This is a genomic window from Streptomyces sp. NPDC030862 (genome assembly GCF_055571835.1).
The window spans coordinates 319,319-340,289 of the sequence record NZ_JBVIEN010000007.1; the positions used below are offsets into that span (position 1 = coordinate 319,319).

The 20,971-nt window shown below is 71.4% G+C and carries 17 protein-coding genes; 14 read left to right on the plus strand and 3 right to left on the minus strand.

Translation table 11 applies throughout. The annotated features are described in order from the left end of the window. Window positions 1–40: 40 nt before the first annotated feature. Window positions 41–415, minus strand: coding sequence for an ArsR/SmtB family transcription factor (locus ACZ42X_RS20850; RefSeq protein WP_468291987.1), 375 nt, complete (start codon window positions 413–415; stop codon window positions 41–43). A gap of 214 nt (window positions 416–629) precedes the next feature. Between ACZ42X_RS20850 and ACZ42X_RS20855 the strand changes: the two genes are divergently transcribed. The 3 genes from ACZ42X_RS20855 to ACZ42X_RS20865 all read left to right on the plus strand — a co-directional run bounded on the left by ACZ42X_RS20855 (window position 630) and on the right by ACZ42X_RS20865 (window position 4,221). Then, the gene (locus ACZ42X_RS20855; protein WP_468291990.1) at window positions 630–2,036 is read left to right on the plus strand and encodes an NAD(P)-binding domain-containing protein; all 1,407 of its coding nucleotides are present in this window, start codon (window positions 630–632) and stop codon (window positions 2,034–2,036) included. Between the two features lie 172 nt (window positions 2,037–2,208). Continuing rightward, window positions 2,209–3,561: a (2,3-dihydroxybenzoyl)adenylate synthase gene (locus tag ACZ42X_RS20860; RefSeq protein WP_468291992.1), complete on the plus strand. Its 1,353-nt coding sequence runs from the start codon at window positions 2,209–2,211 to the stop codon at window positions 3,559–3,561. Between the two features lie 78 nt (window positions 3,562–3,639). After that, entirely contained in the window at window positions 3,640–4,221 is a 582-nt protein-coding gene (locus tag ACZ42X_RS20865; RefSeq protein ID WP_468291995.1) for a hypothetical protein, read from the plus strand. 65 nt (window positions 4,222–4,286) lie between these two features. On the opposite strand, the gene ACZ42X_RS20870 is transcribed toward ACZ42X_RS20865, so the two are convergent. After that, window positions 4,287–4,850, minus strand: a complete 564-nt coding sequence (locus ACZ42X_RS20870; protein WP_468291998.1) for a VanZ family protein — start codon at window positions 4,848–4,850, stop codon at window positions 4,287–4,289. A 530-nt stretch (window positions 4,851–5,380) separates the two neighbouring features. Here ACZ42X_RS20870 and ACZ42X_RS20875 point away from each other — a divergent pair. The 11 genes from ACZ42X_RS20875 (at window position 5,381) to carB (ending at window position 20,325) form a co-directional block, all read left to right on the plus strand. Continuing rightward, complete coding sequence (locus ACZ42X_RS20875) at window positions 5,381–6,184, plus strand: SDR family oxidoreductase (protein WP_468292001.1); 804 nt, start codon at window positions 5,381–5,383, stop codon at window positions 6,182–6,184. After that, window positions 6,168–7,178 (plus strand): Inducer of phenazine A, encoded by a 1,011-nt coding sequence (locus ACZ42X_RS20880; RefSeq protein WP_468292004.1) that lies wholly within the window; start codon window positions 6,168–6,170, stop codon window positions 7,176–7,178. The genes ACZ42X_RS20875 and ACZ42X_RS20880 overlap by 17 nt, the downstream gene beginning before the upstream one ends. 187 nt (window positions 7,179–7,365) lie before the next feature. Continuing rightward, on the plus strand, window positions 7,366–9,693 hold the full coding sequence (locus ACZ42X_RS20885) for an iron-containing redox enzyme family protein (protein ID WP_468292007.1): 2,328 nt from the start codon (window positions 7,366–7,368) through the stop codon (window positions 9,691–9,693). 90 nt (window positions 9,694–9,783) lie between these two features. After that, on the plus strand, window positions 9,784–11,622 hold the full coding sequence (locus ACZ42X_RS20890) for a carbamoyltransferase family protein (protein ID WP_468292010.1): 1,839 nt from the start codon (window positions 9,784–9,786) through the stop codon (window positions 11,620–11,622). A gap of 56 nt (window positions 11,623–11,678) precedes the next feature. Then, window positions 11,679–11,828, plus strand: a complete 150-nt coding sequence (locus ACZ42X_RS20895; RefSeq protein ID WP_468292013.1) for a hypothetical protein — start codon at window positions 11,679–11,681, stop codon at window positions 11,826–11,828. 41 nt (window positions 11,829–11,869) lie between these two features. Then, a complete protein-coding gene (locus ACZ42X_RS20900; RefSeq protein ID WP_468292016.1) occupies window positions 11,870–12,823 on the plus strand; it encodes a TauD/TfdA family dioxygenase in 954 nt (317 codons plus the stop codon). 62 nt (window positions 12,824–12,885) lie between these two features. Continuing rightward, complete coding sequence (locus ACZ42X_RS20905; protein WP_468292018.1) at window positions 12,886–14,139, plus strand: ATP-grasp domain-containing protein; 1,254 nt, start codon at window positions 12,886–12,888, stop codon at window positions 14,137–14,139. 127 nt (window positions 14,140–14,266) lie between these two features. After that, window positions 14,267–14,557 (plus strand): hypothetical protein, encoded by a 291-nt coding sequence (locus ACZ42X_RS20910; protein WP_468292021.1) that lies wholly within the window; start codon window positions 14,267–14,269, stop codon window positions 14,555–14,557. Continuing rightward, on the plus strand, window positions 14,554–15,804 hold the full coding sequence (locus ACZ42X_RS20915; RefSeq protein ID WP_468292024.1) for an ATP-grasp domain-containing protein: 1,251 nt from the start codon (window positions 14,554–14,556) through the stop codon (window positions 15,802–15,804). Before ACZ42X_RS20910 ends, ACZ42X_RS20915 begins: the two co-directional genes overlap by 4 nt. Further along, a complete protein-coding gene (gene carA, locus ACZ42X_RS20920; protein WP_468292027.1) occupies window positions 15,801–16,943 on the plus strand; it encodes a glutamine-hydrolyzing carbamoyl-phosphate synthase small subunit in 1,143 nt (380 codons plus the stop codon). Before ACZ42X_RS20915 ends, carA begins: the two co-directional genes overlap by 4 nt. Then, entirely contained in the window at window positions 16,936–20,325 is a 3,390-nt protein-coding gene (gene carB / locus ACZ42X_RS20925; RefSeq protein ID WP_468292031.1) for a carbamoyl-phosphate synthase large subunit, read from the plus strand. The genes carA and carB overlap by 8 nt, the downstream gene beginning before the upstream one ends. On the opposite strand, the gene ACZ42X_RS20930 is transcribed toward carB, so the two are convergent. Next, window positions 20,247–20,894, minus strand: coding sequence for a LysE family translocator (locus ACZ42X_RS20930; protein ID WP_468292034.1), 648 nt, complete (start codon window positions 20,892–20,894; stop codon window positions 20,247–20,249). The genes carB and ACZ42X_RS20930 overlap by 79 nt on opposite strands. Window positions 20,895–20,971: the final 77 nt, after the last annotated feature.

The window sequence follows — 20,971 nt, forward strand, 5'->3', positions numbered from 1 at the left end:
GCGCCTCGGGCCGGTCGGTCACACGTCGAGGGCGGGCATGTCAGACCGCGGCGGCCTTGGTGAGCAGCTGCCCCATGGCGGCGAGTACGGACGGCTCGACGCGGTAGTAGACCCAGGTGCCGCGCCGCTCGGAGGAGAGGAGCCCGGCCTCCTTGAGCTTCTTCAGGTGGTGGGACACGGTCGGCTGGGAGACGCCGACGTCGGAGATGTCGCACACGCACGCCTCGCCGCCCTCGTGGGAGGCGACGGCCGAGAACAGCCGCAGACGGACCGGATCGCCCAGCGCCTTGAACATGACGGCGGTGCGCTCGGCTTCCTCGGCCGTCAGTGGGCGCTCGGTGAGCGGCGGGCAGCACGGCTCGACTGCGGGATCGACCTCGGGCTGGAGCAGGGGCAGCACCTCGATATTCGACATGTGTCTATGTTGACACGCGTCGAACCAGTTGAGTGAGTGAGTTCGAGATCGTACGCACCGGTCGGGCGGTCGGTGCTCCGGCCTGCCCCGGTGCTCGTCGGCCCCCTCCATCCAGCCCAATTTGATGAATGTCTATGTTGACGGGTATCGAATCAGGTGCCATCCTGGTGACACAGAGCATCGACATGCGTCGAAGTAGCAAAGGGGAACCGCCGTGACCGCCACCGCCACCGAACAGCTGCCCGCCCTCGTGATCGGTGCCGGGCCCGTCGGTCTGGCCGCCGCCTCCCGGCTGCTCGAACGCGGCATCGAGCCCCTCGTCCTGGAAGCGGGCCCGGCCGCCGGTGCGGCAGTGCGCGCATGGGCGCACGTGCGGCTCTTCTCCGCCTGGGGCGAGGTCACCGACCCCTCGGCCGAGAAGCTGCTCGCCCCGACCGGCTGGGTGAAGCCCGACCCCACGACGTACCCGACCGGCGGTGACTGGGCCGAGCGCTACCTCCAGCCGCTCGCCGACGCCCTCGGCGACCGCGTCCGCTACGGCGCCACCGTCACCGGCGTCTCCCGCGCCGGCCGCGACCGGATCGTCGACGCCGACCGCGACACCCAGCCGTTCGTCGTCCACGTCGAGTACGCCGACGGCCGCGAGGACCGCATCCCCGCCCGCGCCGTGATCGACGCCTCCGGCACCTGGACGACCCCCGGCCCCGCCGGTGCGTCGGGTCTCCCCGCGCTCGGGGAGAAGGCCGCAGCCGACCGCATCACCTACCGCGTACCCGACCTGAACGACCCGGCCGTACGCGCCCGCTACGCCGGCAAGCGCACCGCCGTCATCGGCTCCGGCGCCTCCGCCTTCACCGCGCTCGCCACCCTCGCCGACCTCGCCAAGGCCGGCGACGGGAAGGGTACGAAGGCGGTGTGGATCCTGCGCCGCGGCATCTCCGGCTCCACCTTCGGCGGCGGCACCGCCGACCAGCTCCCCGCTCGCGGCGCTCTGGGCCTCGCCGCCAAGGCCGCCGTCGACCAGGGGTACGCCGACGCGGTCACGGGCTTCCGTACCGAGGCGATCGAGCGCGACGGCGAACGGCTCGTCCTGGTGGCCGAGGACGGCCGCCGTCTCGACCCGGTCGACGAGGTGATCGTGCTGACCGGCTTCCGCCCCGACCTGGCCTTCCTCTCCGAGATCCGCCTCCACCTCGACGAACGCCTCCAGGCCCCGGTGGAGCTGGCCCCGCTGATCGACCCCAACCAGCACTCCTGCGGCACCGTCTACCCGCACGGCCACCGCGAACTGGCCCACCCGGAGAAGGACGTGTACCTCGTCGGCATGAAGTCCTACGGGCGCGCGCCCACGTTCCTCGCGCTCACCGGCTACGAGCAGGTCCGCTCCGTCGTCGCGGCCATCGCCGGCGACCTCGACGCCGCCGACCGCGTCGAACTCACGCTGCCCGAGACCGGCGTGTGCGGCGGAGCGGGACTCTTCGACGCGCCCGACGCCCAGGGGAACGACGCCGGCGGCTGCTGCGCCCCCGCCCCGGAACTCATCCAGCTCGGCGCGGCGACCACCGTCTCCGCCCCGGCTCAGACCGAAGAGGCGCCGTCCGGCGGCTGTTGCGGCTCGTGACCACCGCGTGGCCCGCCCCTCCGCGACACCGCTGCGCTGCCCGACGGCCCGCTGCCGGAACACCGCCCGGGCGACGCCACCCCGCACCTTGGACGTTCCACCGAGGGGACGCGGCGCCCATGGTCGGGAAAGCGCATTGTCCGGAGGGGCCTTGGCGGATTGGATGGCGCGAATGAGATCCATGCTCGACGGCTGCGCGCCCTGGCCCGAGGAGTTCGCCGACCGCTACTGGGCGGCCGGGCACTGGCGTGGCTACACGCTCGACAACCTGCTGCGCGGGTGGGCCCTGGAGTACGGGCCCCGGACCGCGCTCGTGCAGGACGGTGCCCGGCTCACGTACGCGAACCTGAACCGGCGCGTGGACCGGATGGCCGCCGGCTTCCGGCTGCGCGGACTCCGCCCCCGGCAGCGGGTCGTCGTGCAGCTGCCGAACGTCCCCGAGTTCGTCGTCACCGTCTTCGCGCTGATGCGTGTCGGCGCGGTCCCCGTGTTCTGCCCGGTCTCGCACCGCGCGCCCGAGGTGTCCCGCATCGTGCGCGTCACCGAGGCCGTCGGGTACGTCGGGCCCTCGACGTACCGGGGATTCGACCACAAGGCGATGGTCGCGGACATCGCGGCCCAAGGTCCCTTCCTACGGCGGGTGTTCACCCTGGACGCGCCGGGCGGCCCGTCCCCGTACGGCGGCCTCGCGACCGATGTGTCGGGCTGCCACTACTTCCCCCTGGGCTCCGTCGAGGCGCCGCCCGGGCCGCCGCTCGCGCAGAGCGCGGACCAGGTCGCGTTCCTCCTGCTCTCCGGCGGTACGAGCGAGGCGCCCCGGCTCGTCCCGCGCACGCACAACGACTACGCCTACCAGGCCCGGGCCGCCGCCGAACTGGTGTCGCTCACCGAGGACGACGTGTACCTCGCCGCGTTGCCCGCCGCGGAGAACTTCGCCTTCGGCTGCCCCGGCATCCTCGGCACCCTCTCCGTCGGCGGCACGGTCGTCCTGGTCGAGGACCCGGAACCCGCCGCATGCCTCGCGGCCATCGAACGCGAGCGGGTCACCCTCACGTCGCTGGAGCCGGAAGCCGCCCGGTCGTGGCTCGACGTCCCTCCCGCGATGCGGGCCGACGTGAGCAGCCTGCGCCTCGTACAGATCGGCGGCGTCACCCCCGGGCACCGGGAGACCGCCGAACGGTGGGGCGCCGCATGGGGCTGCCGCCTGCAGCAGGTCTTCGCCGTGGCCGAGGGGCTGCTCACCCTCACCCGGCCCGGCGACCCGGACGAGACCGTGCTCACCACGCAGGGCCGCCCGCTCTCGCCCGACGACGAGATCCGCATCGTCGACGCCGACGGCAAGGACGTACCCGACGGGGAGTACGGCGAGCTCCTCGCGCGCGGTCCCTACACCGTGCGGGGCTACTACCGGGCGCCGGACCACACCGCACGCTCCTTCACCGCCGACGGCTACTTCCGCACCGGCGACCTCGCGCGGCGCACCCCGGACGGCAACCTCGTGGTGACCGGGCGCCGCTCGCGGTGAACGTGCGGTGCGTTAAGGTCCTGACGACCAGTCTGGCCAGCAGGGCCGGGGAGCGCGCCGGAGGGGACCAGCGGAGCAGTGGCTGACGGATTCATCCGGTGGTACCGGGAGTCGGCGGCCACACCGGTCTTCGCCGAGCAGACGGAGCTCTTCGCGGCACACGGCATCGCGCTCGTCCACCCGGTGCGCGGCGCGGCCGTGGTGCTCGACGTCGAGGGGGAGGGCGTCCTCATGCAGCCGGAGGAGCTCGGCCGGCTGCTGGGACTGCGCATCGCGTCCCTCACCCTGAACTGGTGGTTCTCCGCCGACGTCGACGTGGTGGACGCGTATGCGTATGAACCGATCGGTTGCGAGATCCAGACGCTGTGGCTGGACGGCCTCACACCCGAGCAGGCCGACACGGTCGAGGCGGCGGTGGCCGCGGCGGCGACGGCACTTCCGGTGCCGACCCGCGCCGTGATCGTCGACCGGGAGGGGGAGGGCGACCCCGAGGACTGGGACTCGGCCGTGCTGTACGACGGGGAGACGCCGGCGCACTTCCCGGACCGGGTCCTGGCGCGCGGCACGCTCGCGGAGCGGCTGCGGAGGTCGTCGCCGGAGCTGAGGAGTGAGGAGACCGGGGGAGGCCTGACCCGGTTCGCCCCTGCCCGTCGGCTCTGACGGCCGAAGGAAAGCCCCGCTGGTTCCACGACCAACGGGGCCTTCCCGTGCTCTCGCCCCGTGCGTCACTCCGCGGCCGCGTGCCGCCGCCCGGTGAAACGGTGCCACCAGTGGCGGCGCCGAGGGTGCACGGCGCGCCCTAGCAGTCGCCCCAGCAGCAGGTAACCGAGCAGCGCCCCCGTGGTGTTGAGCAGGACATCGTCGATGTCGAAGGCGCGCCCGGTGATGAGGGCGCCCTGCACCAGTTCGACCAGCAGCATCACGAGGGCGGTGACCACCGCCACCCGTACCAGCCCCCGGGCGCGGGGAAACAGGACCGGCAGCAGCAGGCCGAACGGCACGCCCAACAGTACGTTGCCGCCGATCTGCTTGGCTGCGTCCCGAAGGTCCGGCTGCCCGAGGTAAGCGCGGATGGAGTCCCCCGGACGCAGATTGCTGTGGGTCAGTGACTCCGAGGCGGCCGAGGGCTCCAACGTGAGGCGTGCGAGCAGGACCGCGAACGCCACCATCCCCACGAACGCCAGCAGCATGGCCACGGCTCGTCCCACGGGCGACAGCAGCGGCCGGTCCCACGCCGTTCGCCCCGGTGGTTCTCCCTCGGTCCTCTCCCGCACGACTGTCCGTGCCATCAGAAAACTCCCTACTCCCTTTCAGGCTGGGTGCTCATCCCGGATCCGTACGACCGGACGGCAGCGGCGACCGTCTCCCGCGCCCGTCCGGTGTGTGCCATGCGAGCTCGTCTACCCTCGCCAACCGGTTGGAAGCGCCCGGTACCGGTATGTGGGCCGGGGGCGCCTCCGCGGCCACCGTCGCGGCCACCGCCCACGGCTGGTTCATGCGCTCGGTGCAGGGGCCCGACTCTCCCGGTGACCGCCCCGCAAAATGCTGATGTCACCTGCCTTTGCCGTATGTGTCCCCCCTTCGGGAACCCGCGTTGCGCGTTCCCGACCTCGAGGCTCGGTTCAGTCGGAGTCGAGAACAGGCAAAACTCTCGTCATACGGAAACGGTGCACGCCCCAGCGGAATCCCGGCACCGGCGGGAAAAGAGGAATCGGCTTCACCGGAAAATCCGGAGCCGGAAACGCTGGAAAACCGGAGGAAAGCCCGTGCGTATTGCGCGTGACGGAATGCGAAGAGAGCGGAGAGGTGGTGGTGTCCCGTGGCCGGTACAGCGGTGGTGACCGGGGCGAGCAGTGGGATCGGCGCGGCGACCGTGCGCCGCCTGACGAAGGACGGCTACGACGTGGTGGCCGTCGCCCGGCGTACCGACCGGCTGCGCGAGGTGGCGCGGGAGACCGGCGCCAAGGCCCTTCCCGTGGACATCACGGACGCCGGCGCCGTACGGCGGCTCGCCGACGAGCTGGACGCCTGCGACGTCCTGGTCAACAACGCCGGCGGCGCCCGGGGCGCGGACGGCGTGGCGACCGCGTCGGTGGACGACTGGGAGTGGATGTTCTCCGTCAACGTCCTCGGCACCTTGCGGGTCACCCAGGCACTGCTGCCGCTGTTGCGGCAGGGCGCCGGGGGCACCGTCGTGACCGTCACCTCCACCGCGGCCTTCACCACCTACGAGGGCGGCGGCGGATACAGCGCGGCCAAGCACGCCGAGCACGCGCTCAGCGAGACCCTGCGGCTGGAGCTGTGCGGCGAGCCGGTCCGGGTCATCGAGGTGGCTCCCGGAATGGTGAAGACCGACGAGTTCGCCCTCAACCGCCTGCGCGGCGACGCCGCCAGGGCCGCCGCCCTGTACGAGGGCGTCGACCACCCCCTGACCGCGGACGACGTCGCCGAGTGCGTGGCCCTCGCGGTCGGCCTGCCGCAGCACGTGAACATCGACCACCTCGTGGTGCGCCCTCTCGCGCAGGCGGCCCAGCACCGACTCCACCGCGGCCCGCTGATCCATCGGCATCGGAAGAACGAGCACGGAATCGAGGAGCGTCCTACCCGTGAATTCCCAGCGTGAACGCCTGACACCGCAAATGCTGCGGTACGACGATTTCGACGACCGCGCGGAAACCCGGTACCTGCCGTACCTGATGTATTTCCATCGGGCGGGGTACCGTTCCGCAACGGTGAACACCGATCGGCTGGGATTCAGGATCTCCCACGGTGCCACCGAGCAGGGCTCGGTGGCAAAGCCGCCGAAAGGCCCGGTCCGGCTGCTGGCCGGCAGTTCCACCCCGTTCGGCATCGGAGCGACCAGCGACGCCGCCACGATGGCGTCGCGCCTCTGGTCCACGTACGCGCCCTCTGTCCCGTGGCTCAATTTCGCCGGCCGCAGCCACAACTCGATGCAGGAGCTGCTGCTGTTCCTGATGCACCGGGAGCTGCTGCCCGAGGTGGAGGAGATCGTCGTCTTCTCCGGGCTGAACGACCTGGCGCTCAGCAGGCTGCCGGACGCACAGCGCGGGGACCACGGCGCGTTCTTCAACTGCGGTGAGTACTTCGACCAGATGGAGGAGCTGCGCGTCCGGCACCGCAAGCAGAAGCGCGGCTTCGGCCGGCGCCCCGGCGCGGCCGGTACCGACCACCACACGGTGCCCCCGCTCGCGGACCGGATCGCGTACGCCGTCGACCTGACCACCCGCCACCTCGCCGCCCTGCAGCTGCTGGCGGCCCCGACCGGCGCCCGGATCACCTACGTACTGCAGCCGCTCGCGACCTGGGTCCGGGAGTCCGGATCACCCGAGGAGAAGGCGGTCTTCGGCGAGCTCGACGAGGTCTCCAACTTCTGGGAGCTGTACGGCGACATCGCCACGATGGAGTCCGGCCGCAGGTACGCGGAGGCGCTCCGCACCGCCTGCGAGGCGCAGGACGTCCGCTTCCTCGACATGAGCCCCGTCCTCGCCGAGGCGGTGACGGTGAACGACTGGCTGTACGTGGACCGCGCGCACTTCACCGACCACGGTACCGAGATCGTGTCCGGCCTCCTCGCCGACTCCCTCGGTCTCTCCTAGTCCCTGACCAGGTCCCACGCATCGGAAGAGAGGGCATTCAGTCATGTCGTTCGTACGGAAGCTCATCGCGAAGCTGTTCGGGCGCAAGCGGAAGGCGAAGAACGACGCGTCCATCTACCCCATGTTCTGACCGGACGTGCACCGCACAGCCCCGGGTGCCCGACCACGTGGGAGAGAGAGGGGAACGATGCAAGGCCCAGAGGCAGCTGCCACGGCGACGCTGTCCGCACACCACCGGACGGACGGCCCGCACGGGGTGCCGCAGGACGGTGGCTCCGCACGCACCGTGTACGCGTACGCGGCGGACCCGGAGGCGTCCCTCCCCGACGGCAGGTTCGTCGACGAGGTCCGTACCGCACTTCACCACCACCCCGCACCCCCCGCGGGCCACGGCTCGCTCGACGCGCTGTTCCGCCAGGCCGCCGACTGGGCGTCCGACGAGCGGGAGCGGTTCCGCTCGCTCCTCGGCGCCGACGGCGAGGAGGGGGCGCCGGCCCGGCCGGCCGGCCGCCCCGAAGGGCACCGCCAGGTGCTCGTCCGGCGGGCCGTCCTCGGCTGCGCTCCCCTGTCCCTCATGTCCGGCGCCTGGCTCCAGTGGCTGAGCGCCCCCGGGAACGCCGACGCCCCCCTCGTGCTGAGGATCCTCGCGCTGTACGCCGAGGACGTCGGCGCGGGCCACCCGGCGGCCTCCCGGGGCAGCGCGTACCTCGAACTGCTGCGCAGGCTGCGGCTCGCGGAGAACGCCGCACCGGCGGTGCGGCTCACCGGCGACCAGCGCATCACGGAGGGCGCGTTCCGCCTCCCGGCGCTGCTGCTGGCGATGAGCAGACGGCCGGACGACTTCCGGGGAGAGATCCTCGGGGCCGACATGTGCCTGCGCGCGGTCGGGCTGCTGCCCGCCCTGGCGATGGTCCGGGCGGCGCTGCCGGCGGAGGCGGACTGGGACACCATCGATCCGGCCCACCCGCGCGACCCCGAGGGCCCGTCACCCGCCGAGCGGTGCCGCACCGCGGTGGACGAGCTGCTGGCGGAGGAGGGTGACCGGGCCGCGGACGCGGTGCGCGCGGGCTTCCACTGGGCGCTGGCCGCCCTGCGCGAGTGGTCCGAGGCGCTGCATGCGGAGCTGGTGGCGGCCGGGGACCCCGCGTTCGACATGGCGGAGCTGATGCGCCTGCGGTCCCGGGAAGGCGCCGTCTACCACCACCAGTTCATGCTGGAGGGCAAGTCGCTGGCCACCTGGCTGGCGGAGTGCCGGACCGACCCCGGGCCGCTGCTCGACGTCCTGGCGCGCAGCAAGCTGGTCAAGCCCGGCCGCTCGGGTGCCAGTTCCCTCGTCCGGGGGCTGGTGGGGGAGCGGGGGCCGATGTTCCGGGTCTTCTCGCCGGAGGACCTGGTCGTCCTGCGCCGCTGGATCGACTCCCTCCCCGCCGAGCCGCCCGCCGACGCGGCGGACACCTCGGACGCGGCCGATACCGCGGAGGCGGCCGACACCGTGGACGCGGCGGACGCCGCACCTGCCGCACCGGCAGGTCCCCCGGCCCGGGCGGCCACCCCCGGTACCGCAGACCCCCTGGCGGCCGTCGCCGGCGCGCTGCGCGCGGGCGCACGCTCCCCGGGCCGCGCGCCCTCGGGCCTGCGCGAGGCGTACCACCTGCTGATGAACCGCACCGACACCCCGGCGCTGCGCTCCTGGGCCATGGAGTACGTGGCCGGCTGGCTCGCGCGCTCCCGGCACGGCATGGACCGTACGAACATGCCGCTCCCCGAGCGCTGGGGACACGAAGGGCTGCGGCCGTGGCTGCAGGCCCAGCACGACCGGCACGGAGCCGAGTTCGAGGAGATCGCCGCGATTCCGCTGCCGTCCCGGGAGGCCGTCGTCGACGACACCGTGCAGACGGCGCCGCTGACCCTGATCGACGGCAGCTGGCTCCAGGGGTTCACCGACTACGAGCAGGCGTCGTCCGCGATCGGGCACTCCCTCTTCGAGACGTACTGGGACGAGCTCGGCAACGGCGAGCCCCACCTCAACCATCCGCTCATCTACCGCGACGTGCTCAAGGAGATGGGCGTGGAGCTGCCGCCGACGGCTTCGGCCGCGTTCGCGCGGTGGTCCGGCTTCCGTGAGGAGTCCCTGGAGCTGCCGGTGTACTGGCTGTGCGTGGGCCGCTTCCCGCGGACCTTCCTGCCGGAGGTCCTGGGGCTCAACCTGGCCATGGAGCTGTCGGGCGTGGGCGGCACGTACCGCAGGGCGCGGCTGGCGCTGAAGTCGTACGGCTTCAGCACCCGCTTCGTGGACATCCACAACACCATCGACAACGTCGCCACCGGGCATTCCGCCTGGGCCGCCGATGCCGTGGACACCCTGCTGGCCTCGCTGCCCGACACGCCCGGCCCCGGTGGCAGGGCGGACGTGTGGGAGCGCGTCCGCGTCGGCTACCGCTCGCTCAACCCGCCGAGCGGCATGGGCGCGCGGCTGGCCGCCCGCCGCAGCCGCCTCTCCGGCCGGCGCCGGTGAGGCGCCCCGCGAGCCCGCGATGCGGCGACGTACTGACGCACCCGGCCACGCGCGGGCGTGGTCACCGACCCAAGGCGGAGGAATGCAGCGGTGTCTGACCTGATTCTCGGAGTCTCAGCCTTCTACCACGACAGTGCGGCCGCGCTGATCGCCGACGGCGTGCCCGTCGCCGCGGCCCAAGAGGAACGTTTCACCAGGCGTCGGCACGACTCCTCGTTCCCCTCGCGGGCGGTCGAGTACTGCCTCGACGAGCAGGGCGTGAACCTGGACGACGTCTCCGCCGTCGCCTACTACGAGGACCCCCGGCTGAAGTTCCGGCGGGTCATGGCGACCTTCGCGGGCGCCGCGCCCACCGGCTTCGCCTCCTTCCGCGACACCCTGCCCGCCTGGCTGGGCCGCGGCGGCAAGCTGCGCACCGACGACACCGTGCGCGCCGAGCTCGCGGCGCTGCGCCGGGGCCGGGTACCGGAGGTCTCCGTACGCCGCCACCACGAGTCGCACGCGGTGTCCGCCTTCTTCCCGAGCCCCTACGAGTCGGCGGCCGTGCTGTGCATCGACGGCGTCGGCGAATGGGCCACGACCACGATGTGGCACGGCCGGGGCACCGAACTGCGGCCCGTGGCGGAGCTGCGGTTCCCGCACTCGCTCGGCCTGCTGTACTCGGCGTTCACGTACTTCTGCGGCTTCAAGGTCGACTCCGGCGAGTACAAGCTCATGGGCCTGGCGCCCTACGGCAAGCCGCGGTACGCGCACCTCATCGAGGACCAGCTCATCGACCTCAAGCCGGACGGGTCCTTCCGCCTGGACATGCGCTACTTCGAGTACCTGCGCGGTCAGGTGATGACCGGGCGCGGCTTCGAGAAGCTCTTCGGCGGCCCCCGGCGCGCCCCCGAAAGCCCGCTCACGGAGCGGGAGTTCGACCTGGCCGCCTCGGTGCAGGCGGTGACCGAGAAAGCCGTGCTCCGGCTGGCCAAGACGGCGCGCGAGCGCACCGGCGAGTCCAGGCTCTGCATGGCCGGCGGCGTCGCGCTCAACTGCGTGGCCAACGGCAAGGTGATCGACGCCGGCATCTTCGACGAGGTGTGGATCCAGCCCGCCGCCGGCGACGCCGGAGGCGCCCTCGGCGCGGCCCAGGCCGTCGCCATGGAACGGGGCGTGCGGCGCGACCACCCGCGCACCGGCCGCGACGCGATGAGCGGCTCCCTGCTCGGCCCCGCGTACGACGACGACGAGATCGCCGCGTACCTGGAGTCGCGGGGCATCCCGCACCGGCGGCTGGACAGCGCCGGCCTGGCCGAGCAGGTCGCGGACGGGCTGGCCCAGGGCAAGATCGTCGGCTGGTTCCAGGGGCGCATGGAGTTCGGCCCGCGGGCGCTCGGCGCCCGGTCCATCATCGGCGACCCGCGCAACCCGGACATGCAGTCGGCGATGAACCTGAAGATCAAGTTCCGGGAGTCGTTCCGCCCCTTCGCCCCGGCCGTGCTGGCCGAGGACGCCAAGGACTACTTCGACCTGCCGCAGGAGAGCCCGTACATGCTCGTGGTCTCCCAGGTCGCCGCCGCGCAGCGGCTGGAGGCCCAGGACCGGGGCGCCTCCGGGCTGGACCTGCTCAAGGTGCAGCGCTCCACCATCCCCGCCGTCACCCACGTCGACTACTCGGCGCGCGTGCAGACGGTGACGGAGCACAGCAACCCGCCCTACCACCGGCTGCTGACCGCCTTCAAGTCCCTGACGGGCTGCCCGGTCCTGGTCAACACCTCCTTCAACGTGCGCGGTGAACCCATCGTGAACTCGCCCCACGAGGCCTACACCTGCTTCATGCGCACCAACATCGACATGCTGGCGCTCGGCAACTTCCTGCTGGAGAAGCACGAACAGCCCGCGTGGACCGAGACGTCCGACTGGCGCGAGGAAATCCCCCTGGACTAGGCCGTGTCCGCGACGTCCCGCCCGAAGTCCCGCCCGCCGGCAGAAACGGAAGTTTCATGCGTACCTTCCTGCTCCTCCTCGTCTACTACCTCGTCGTGACGCCCTACGGCCTGCTGAGCCGCGTCGCCAACGACCCCCTCGCCCGCCGCTGGGAACGGCGCGCGGACACGTACTGGAACCCGCCGACCCCGTCACCGGCTCGCTGAGTGGCGCACCAAGGCGTGCAACCGACTGAACGGAGACAACGATGACCAGCCTGCTCCAGTTCGCCCGGTACCGTCTCGAGGACAGTGCCCGGGACCTGGTGACCAAGGAGATCTCGGCGCGGGTGTCGGAGACCAGCCTGGACTCCGACCTCGACGACGCGATCCTCGGCGGCATCGGCGCGTACGCCCTGCGGCGCCACCTGCCCGGCGACATCCTGCAGGGAATCCAGGTGTTCACGGCGGCGGGCTCCCACGCGTTGCTCCTGTCCAACCTGCCGGCACAGGAGTTCCCGGCCACGCCGGTCAGCGGATTCGCCGACGAGGCCGGGCTCGCCGTCACCAACGCGATCCACCTCGGGCTGATCCGGATCCTCGGATGCACCCCGTTCGCCGTCAGCTACGAGAACGACGGCCGGCTCATCCGCAACGTGGTGCCCAACCCGGCGGCCTCCGGAACCACCAGCTCCTGGGGTGCCGACTCGGAGTTCTTCTGGCACACCGACAATCCGCACCAGCCGTTCGGGCCGCCCGGCTCCGATCCCCGGCTGTACACCCCGGCCTACCTCACCTTCTTCGCCATACGCAACGAGGAGCGGGTACCCACCGAGATCGCGGCGCTCGACGACGTGGTCGTACGGCTCGACGACGAGACCCGGGCCGGCCTCATGGCCCCGGAGTTCCAGGTCGGCGCACCCGACTCCAACGACGGCGAGGCCATCGGCCCGCTGGTGAAGACCGCCGTCCTGGAGACCGCGCCGGACGGCCGCCACCGCGCCCGCTACGACCGCGGGACGACGACCGGCGTCACGCCCGCCGCGCAGGACGCCCTGGAGCGCTGGTCCGCCGCCCTGAAGACCGTCCCGTCGGCCGACCTGGTGCTGGAAACGGGCGACTTCATGATCTTCGACAACCACCGGGTGCTGCACCGCCGCAAGGCGTTCACGCCCCACCCCCACACGAACGCGCGCTGGCTGCGCCGCTGCTACGCCGCCTGACGGAACACCAGCCCCACCGCTCCACCCATCGTCCAGCTCACCTCACCCCCGAAGGGAACCCCATGGGCAAGTACCGCGTGGCAGTCATCGGCGGCCGGCCGGCTCCGGTCACGGGCGCGAAGGAACTCGGCATCGACGTCGTCCTCGTCCACGAGGAGGGCGCCTATGACGTGGCCGTGGCCCAGCACTGCGAGCGCATCGTGCACGCCCCCCTCGACGACGGGCAGGCCATCCTCGACGTACTGAAGCCGCTGCACGACGAGCGCCCCTTCGACCGCGTCCTCACCACCACCGAACCGGCCGCCGAGTCCACCGGCTTCGTCGTCGACTCCCTCGGCCTGCCGGGCGTCACCGAGGCCACCGCCCGCGCCCTCAAGGACAAGGCCCTCACCCGGGAGCTCCTGGACCGGCACGGACTCAGCCCCGTGCGCTACCGCATGGTGAACAGCGCCGACGAGATCGCGGCGTTCCGGGCCGAGGTGGGCGACCGCGTCATCGTCAAGCCGGTGGACGGTGTGGCCAGTCTCCACATCCACCCCGTCGACGGACCCGAGGACGCCCGGAAGGCCTGGGAGGCACTGCGTGAGGCCGGCATCTCCAAGGTCATCGCCGAGGAGTACCTGGACGGCCCCGTCGTCAGCGTGGACTCCTTCTCGTACGAGGGCCGCCACCTCACCATCGGCTACTCCGAGTACCGCATGAACGACCGGTACGTCGAGTGGGAGGTCTCCACCCCCAGCCGCTACGCCCAGCCCTGGCTCGCCGAACTCCGCGACCTCACCCCGAAGCTGCTGGACGCCGTCGGCCTCACCGAAGGGCCCTCGCACAGCGAGTTCGTCCTCACCGCGAAGGGCCCGCGCGTCCTCGAGTCGCACGCCCGGCTCGCCGGCAGCGGCGCGCCCGAGCTCGTACGCCGCGCCTTCGGGCTGAACCTCAACCGGATGTTCCTCACCGTCCCGCTCGGCATCGACGAGCTGCCGCAGACCTCACCCGAGCCGCTGGGCGGGGCGGCGGTCCGGTTCTTCACCCCCGAGCCGGGCACCATCGACGCCATCGAGGTCGACGACGACGCGGCCGACGAGATCCGCCGCGTCCCCAAGGGCGAGAAGCTCTACGTCTTCCTGCCGTACCTGGACGAGTTCATGGACACCGAGGTGGCGGCGGTGATCGGCAAGGACGTCGGCGAGACCGTGCCCCCGCTGCTGACCGTCGCCGACTGCGTCTCCGGGTACGTCATCGCCTCCGGGCGCGACGCCGACGACGCGGTCGCCAAGTGCGAGGCCGTCAACGACCGGATCCGCTTCAAGACGAGCTGACGCCGCCCCCTGCTGCCGGACGCCGTTCCCCCCGCTCCCGCCCCCCTGCGGGTGCGTCCCCGCCGGGGACGGCGTCCCGCTCCTCGTCTCCTCACCCCCTCTGAACGCCTCCTGGGATGGAATCACCATGAACACGATCACTTCCCCCGTCCTGGCGGAGGGCTCCCTGCCGGACCCCGTCGCCCAGTTGAACACCGTCCGCCGGCTCGTCGAGGAGCGGTACAGCGGTGATCAGCCGCTCGCCCGCGCCGCGCTCCACCTGATCGACTGCGCGACCGACATCGTGGGCCAGCTCCCCGGCGGCGACCTCGACGCGGCGCGGGGCGCGCTCGGCTCGGCCCGCGCCGCGGTGGTCTCGGCGACCTTCGCGGTGGGCCGGATCCGGGACATGGCGGCCACCGGGACGGAGCGGGCATGAGCCGGCACATCATCGTCATCCACCGCTGGCGCGACCAGCACGCCCGGTACGACGACTACCTCGACCACCGCACCCACCGGGTCACCTACGTGACCACCCGCCTCGCCCTCCCCTCCGTCCCCGTCGGCGCCGCGGCCGCCCGCGTGGTCCCGGCCACCGACGACATCGACGCCGTCTGGCACGCCGTGACCGACCTGCGCACCCACTTCGGCGCCCCCGAGCGGGTCGTGGCCCTCAACGAAGGAGACCTCGACACCGCCGCGCTCGTACGCGAACGACTCGGCTGCGCCGGCCAGACCCCCGGCCCACTGGCCCGCTTCCGCGACAAGCTCACCATGAACCAGGTGGTCGCCGAGGCGGGCATACCGGCCCCCGCCTTCGCCGACGCCCCCGACGAAGCGGCCGTCCTCGCCTTCGCGGAGCGCCACGGCTGGCCCGTGGTGGTCAAGCCGCGCAAGGGCACCGCAAGCCGGGGCGTCGTACGCCTCGACTCCCCGGCCGACCTGCCGCTGCTGCGCACCTCGCCGCCGGAACCGCGCGTGGTGCAGGAGTTCTGCGGCGACCAGATCTTCCATATCGACGGCCTGTGGACCGGCGAGGAACTCGGCCCCTGGCGGGCCTCCCGTTACGTCAACACCTGCGTGGACTTCACCCAGGGCGAGGCCCTCGGCTCCGTCGAGGTCGACGACCCCCACCTCCTCGCCCCGCTCTCCGCGTTCACGGCCCGGGTGGCGAGAGCGCTCGGCCCGGAACCGTGGGTCTTCCACCTGGAGGCCTTCGTCGGTACGTCCGCCGACGGCTCGCCCTCCGTCCGGTTCCTGGAGGCCGGCTATCGGGTCGGCGGCGCGGAGATCCCGTTCATCTGGCGGGAGGTGCACGGCATCGACCTGATGCACGCCGCCGCCGACATCCAGCTCGGCCGCCGCCCGGAGCTCCCCGCACCGGCCCACTGGTCGACGGGCGGCTGGCTGCTCGTGCCCTCGCCCGTCCCGGCCCCGTGCCGCGTCACGGCGTGGGAGCTCCCCGAACCGCCGACCCCCGAGGAGGGCCCGTACGCGTCCGTGATACCGGCGGTGGGGCAGGTCGTCCCGCGGGTGGGCGGGTACGAACACGTGGGCGCTCGGTTCCGGTTCCGCGGTGGGTCGAGCGGGGACGTGGAGAAGGCCGTCCTCAGGACAGCCGCCCAGTTCCGCCTGGAGTGCGCCCCGGAGCGAGGAGCACGCGTGCCCTGCGGGCTGGACCGATGACCGGCAGCACGGCGGTGGCGGCGGGCTCTCGCGCCGTACTCGTCCTGGAGGATGGCTGCACGTTCCGTGGCCGTGCCTATGGGGCCGTGGGGGAGACCTTCGGCGAGGCCGTCTTCTCCACCGGCATGACCGGTTACCAGGAGACCCTGACCGACCCGTCGTACCACCGGCAGGTGGTGGTGATGACGGCTCCGCACGTCGGCAATACGGGTGTCAACGACGAGGACCCGGAGTCGAAGAAGATCTGGGTCTCCGGCTACGTGGTCCGCGACCCTGCCCGCATCCCGTCGAGCTGGCGCGCCACGCGCACGCTGGACGAGGAGCTGGCCGCCCAGGGCGTGGTCGGTATCAGCGGGATCGACACCCGGGCCCTGACCCGCCACCTGCGCGAGCGCGGCGCGATGCGCGTCGGCATCTTCTCCGGTGACGCGATCGGCGGGGATGCGGAGATGCTGGGTAAGGTCCAGGCGCAGCCGCAGATGAAGGGCGCGAACCTGTCGGCCGAGGTCGCCACCACCGAGCCGTATGTCGTTCCGGCGATGGGTGAGAAGAAGTTCACCGTGGCCGCGATCGACCTGGGCATCAAGGGCATGACCCCGCACCGGATGGCCGAGCGCGGCATCGAGGTGCACGTGCTGCCCGCCACCGCCACGGCCGAGGACGTGTACGCGGTCGCGCCTGATGGGGTGTTCTTCTCCAACGGTCCCGGCGACCCGGCGACCGCCGACCACCCGGTGGCGTTGATGCAGGCCGTCCTGGAGCGGAAGACGCCGCTGTTCGGCATCTGCTTCGGTAACCAGATCCTGGGCCGCGCGCTGGGGTTTGGTACGTACAAGTTGAAGTACGGCCACCGGGGGATCAACCAGCCGGTGCAGGACCGTACGACGGGCAAGGTCGAGGTGACTGCGCACAATCACGGCTTCGCCGTGGACGCGCCGCTCGACAAGCCGTCCGACACGCCCTTCGGCCGGGCCGAGGTGTCCCACGTGTGTCTGAACGACAACGTGGTGGAGGGTCTGCAGTTGCTGGACCAGCCGGCTTTCAGTGTTCAGTACCACCCCGAGGCGGCCGCCGGCCCGCACGATGCCGCGTACCTCTTCGACCGTTTCGTATCCCTGATGGAGGCCGAGCGTGCCTAAGCGCACCGATATCCAGTCCGTCCTGGTCATCGGCTCCGGCCCGATCGTCATCGGCCAGGCCGCCGAGTTCGACTACTCCGGCACCCAGGCCTGCCGTGTGCTGAAGTCCGAGGGCCTGCGGGTCATCCTGGTCAACTCCAACCCCGCGACGATCATGACCGACCCGGAGATCGCCGACGCCACCTACGTCGAGCCGATCACCCCCGAGTTCGTCGAGAAGATCATCGCCAAAGAGCGGCCGGATGCCCTGTTGCCGACGCTGGGTGGCCAGACGGCATTGAACACGGCGATCGCGCTGCACGAGGCGGGTGTACTGGCGCAGTACGGCGTGGAGTTGATCGGCGCGAAGGTGGAGGCCATCCACAAGGGCGAGGACCGCGACCTGTTCAAGGGTGTCGTCGAGGCCGTCCGCGCCAAGATCGGCCACGGTGAGTCCGCCCGTTCGGTGATCTGCCACTCCATGGACGACGTCCTCAAGGGCGTCGAAACCCTCGGCGGCTACCCCGTCGTCGTCCGCCCTTCCTTCACCATGGGTGGCGCGGGCTCCGGCTTCGCCCACGACGAGGAGGAGCTGCGCCGCATCGCGGGGCAGGGCCTGACGCTGTCGCCGACCACCGAGGTGCTCCTGGAGGAGTCGATCCTCGGCTGGAAGGAGTACGAGCTGGAGCTGATGCGCGACAAGCACGACAACGTCGTGGTCGTCTGTTCCATCGAGAACTTCGACCCGATGGGCGTGCACACCGGTGACTCGATCACGGTCGCCCCGGCGATGACGCTGACCGACCGCGAGTACCAGATCCTGCGTGATGTCGGTATCGCGATCATCCGCGACGTAGGCGTGGACACCGGCGGCTGCAACATCCAGTTCGCGGTCGACCCCGTCGACGGCCGGGTCATCGTCATCGAGATGAACCCGCGGGTGTCCCGGTCGAGTGCCTTGGCCTCCAAGGCCACGGGTTTCCCGATTGCCAAGATCGCTGCGAAGCTGGCGGTGGGCTACACGCTGGACGAGATCCCGAACGACATCACGGAGAAGACGCCGGCGTCCTTCGAGCCGACGCTCGACTACGTCGTCGTCAAGGCGCCGCGCTTCGCCTTCGAGAAGTTCCCGTCCGCCGACTCCACGCTGACCACCACGATGAAGTCGGTCGGTGAGGCCATGGCCATCGGCCGCAACTTCACCGAGGCGCTCCAGAAGGCGCTGCGTTCGCTGGAGAAGAAGGGAAGCCAGTTCACGTTCGTAGGGGAGCCAGGGGACCGGTCGCTTCTTCTGGAGGAGGCCAAGCGGCCTACCGATGGCCGGATCAACACGGTCATGCAGGCGATCCGGGCGGGTGCGACCCCGGAGGAGGTCTTCGACGCGACGAAGATCGACCCGTGGTTCGTCGACCAGCTCTTCCTGATCCACGAGGTGGCCGGCGAGCTGGCGGCTGCGCGCGAGCTCACCCCGGAGTTGCTCGCGTACGCGAAGCGGCACGGCTTCTCGGACGTCCAGATCGCCGAGATCCGGGGCCTGCGGGAGGACGTCGTCCGCGAGGTCCGTCACGCGCTCGGTGTGCGCCCGGTCTACAAGACGGTCGACACGTGTGCGGCGGAGTTCGCGGCGAAGACGCCGTACTTCTACTCCTCCTACGACGAGGAGAGCGAGGTCGCGCCGCGCGAGAAGCCTGCCGTGATCATCCTGGGGTCGGGTCCGAACCGTATCGGTCAGGGCATCGAGTTCGACTACTCCTGTGTCCACGCCTCCTTCGCGCTCAGCGAGGCGGGCTTTGAGACGGTGATGGTCAACTGCAACCCGGAGACGGTCTCGACGGACTACGACACCTCCGACCGTCTGTACTTCGAGCCGCTGACGCTTGAGGACGTGCTGGAGATCGTCCACGCCGAGCAGCAGGCCGGCCCGATCGCGGGTGTCGTGGTGCAGCTGGGCGGCCAGACCCCGCTGGGCCTGGCCCAGGCGCTGAAGGACAACGGCGTGCCGGTCGTGGGTACCTCCCCGGAGGCGATCCACGCCGCCGAGGACCGCGGTGCCTTCGGCCGCGTGCTGGCCGAGGCGGCCCTGCCGGCGCCCAAGCACGGCACCGCGTTCTCCTTCGACGACGCCGCGCGGATTGCTGCCGGTATCGGCTACCCGGTGATGCTCCGGCCCTCGTACGTGCTCGGCGGGCGTGGCATGCAGATCGTCTACGACGAGCCGTCGCTGGCCGCCTACCTGCAGCAGCACGCCGGGCTGATCGCCGACCACCCCGTCCTGGTGGACCGGTTCCTCGACGACGCGATCGAGATCGACGTCGACGCCCTCTACGACGGCACCGAGCTCTACCTCGGCGGCGTGATGGAGCACATCGAGGAGGCCGGTATCCACTCCGGTGACTCCGCCTGCGCCCTGCCCCCCATCACCCTGGGCGGGCACGACATCAAGCGCCTGCGCGCCTCCACCGAGGCCATCGCCAAGGGCGTCGGCGTCCGCGGCCTGATCAACATCCAGTTCGCGATGGCCGGCGACATCCTCTACGTCCTGGAGGCCAACCCCCGCGCCTCCCGCACCGTGCCCTTCACCTCCAAGGCCACCGCCGTACCACTCGCCAAGGCCGCCGCCCGCATCTCGCTCGGCGCCACCATCGCCGAGCTGCGCGCCGAAGGCCTGCTGCCCAAGCAGGGCGACGGCGGCACCCTCCCGCTGGATGCGCCGATCTCCGTCAAGGAGGCGGTCATGCCGTGGTCGCGCTTCCGCGACGTCCAGGGCCGTGGCGTGGACACCGTCCTGGGCCCGGAGATGCGCTCCACCGGCGAGGTCATGGGCATCGACGCCGTCTTCGGCACCGCGTACGCCAAGTCGCAGGCCGGGGCGTATGGTCCGCTGCCCACCAAGGGGCGGGCGTTCATCTCGGTCGCCAACCGCGACAAGCGGTCGATGATCTTCCCGGCGCGTGAGCTGGTCGCGCACGGTTTCGAGCTGCTGGCCACCTCCGGCACCGCCGAGGTCCTCAAGCGCAACGGCATCAACGCCACCGTCGTGCGCAAGCAGTCCGAGGGCGAGGGCCCCGGCGGGGAGAAGACCATCGTGCGTCTGATCCACGACGGCGAGGTCGACCTGATCGTCAACACCCCCTACGGAACCGGTGGCCGTCTCGACGGCTACGAGATCCGCACCGCGGCCGTCGCCCGTGGCGTCCCGTGCCTGACCACGGTCCAGGCGCTGGCCGCCGCCGTCCAGGGCATCGACGCCCTCAACCACGGCGGTGTGGGCGTGCGTTCCCTCCAGGAACACGCCCAGCACCTGATCGCGGCCCGCCGACTGGATCAGCCCGAACTGGCCGGAGCCGAGGTGTCCATGGCCACCGAGACGGCCAGCAGGCCGAGCGCCGTTCCCATCATGTAGCGCTGCACCTTGAGCCAGGAGGGGCGGCGGGCGAGGAAGACGGCGATGGTGCCGGCCGCCAGCACGATGGCCAGGTTGATGGTGAGGGCCACCGCGATCTGGACGGAGCCGAGCAGGATGCCCTGTAACAGCACGTGTCCCGCCTCCAGGTTGATGAACTGTGGGATGAGGGCGAGATACATGATGGCGATCTTCGGGTTGAGCAGGTTCGTCATCAGGCCCATCATGAACAGTTTGCGCGGGGAGTCGTGGGGGATGTCCTGGGGGGCGAAGACGGAGACGCCCCCGGGCTTCAGAGCGTTCCAGGCCAGGTAGGCGAGGTACGCCGCGCCGGCCAGCTTCACGGCGACGTACAGCTCGGGTATCGCGATGAAGACCACGGACAGGCCGAGGTTCGTGGCGAGCAGGTAGACCACGAACCCGAGGGCCACCCCGCCGAGGGAGACGACCCCGGCACGCCGCCCCTGGGTGATGCTCCGCGAGACGAGGTAGATCATGTTCGGTCCGGGGGTGAGCACCATCCCCAGGGCCACCATCGCGACACCGAGTACTCCGCTCAACTCAACCATGGCTGCCCGCCGCTTTCTGTGCGAATCCGTGATGTGCCGCCGCACCCGAGGGGCCCTCGTGGGTGCCGCGCAATACC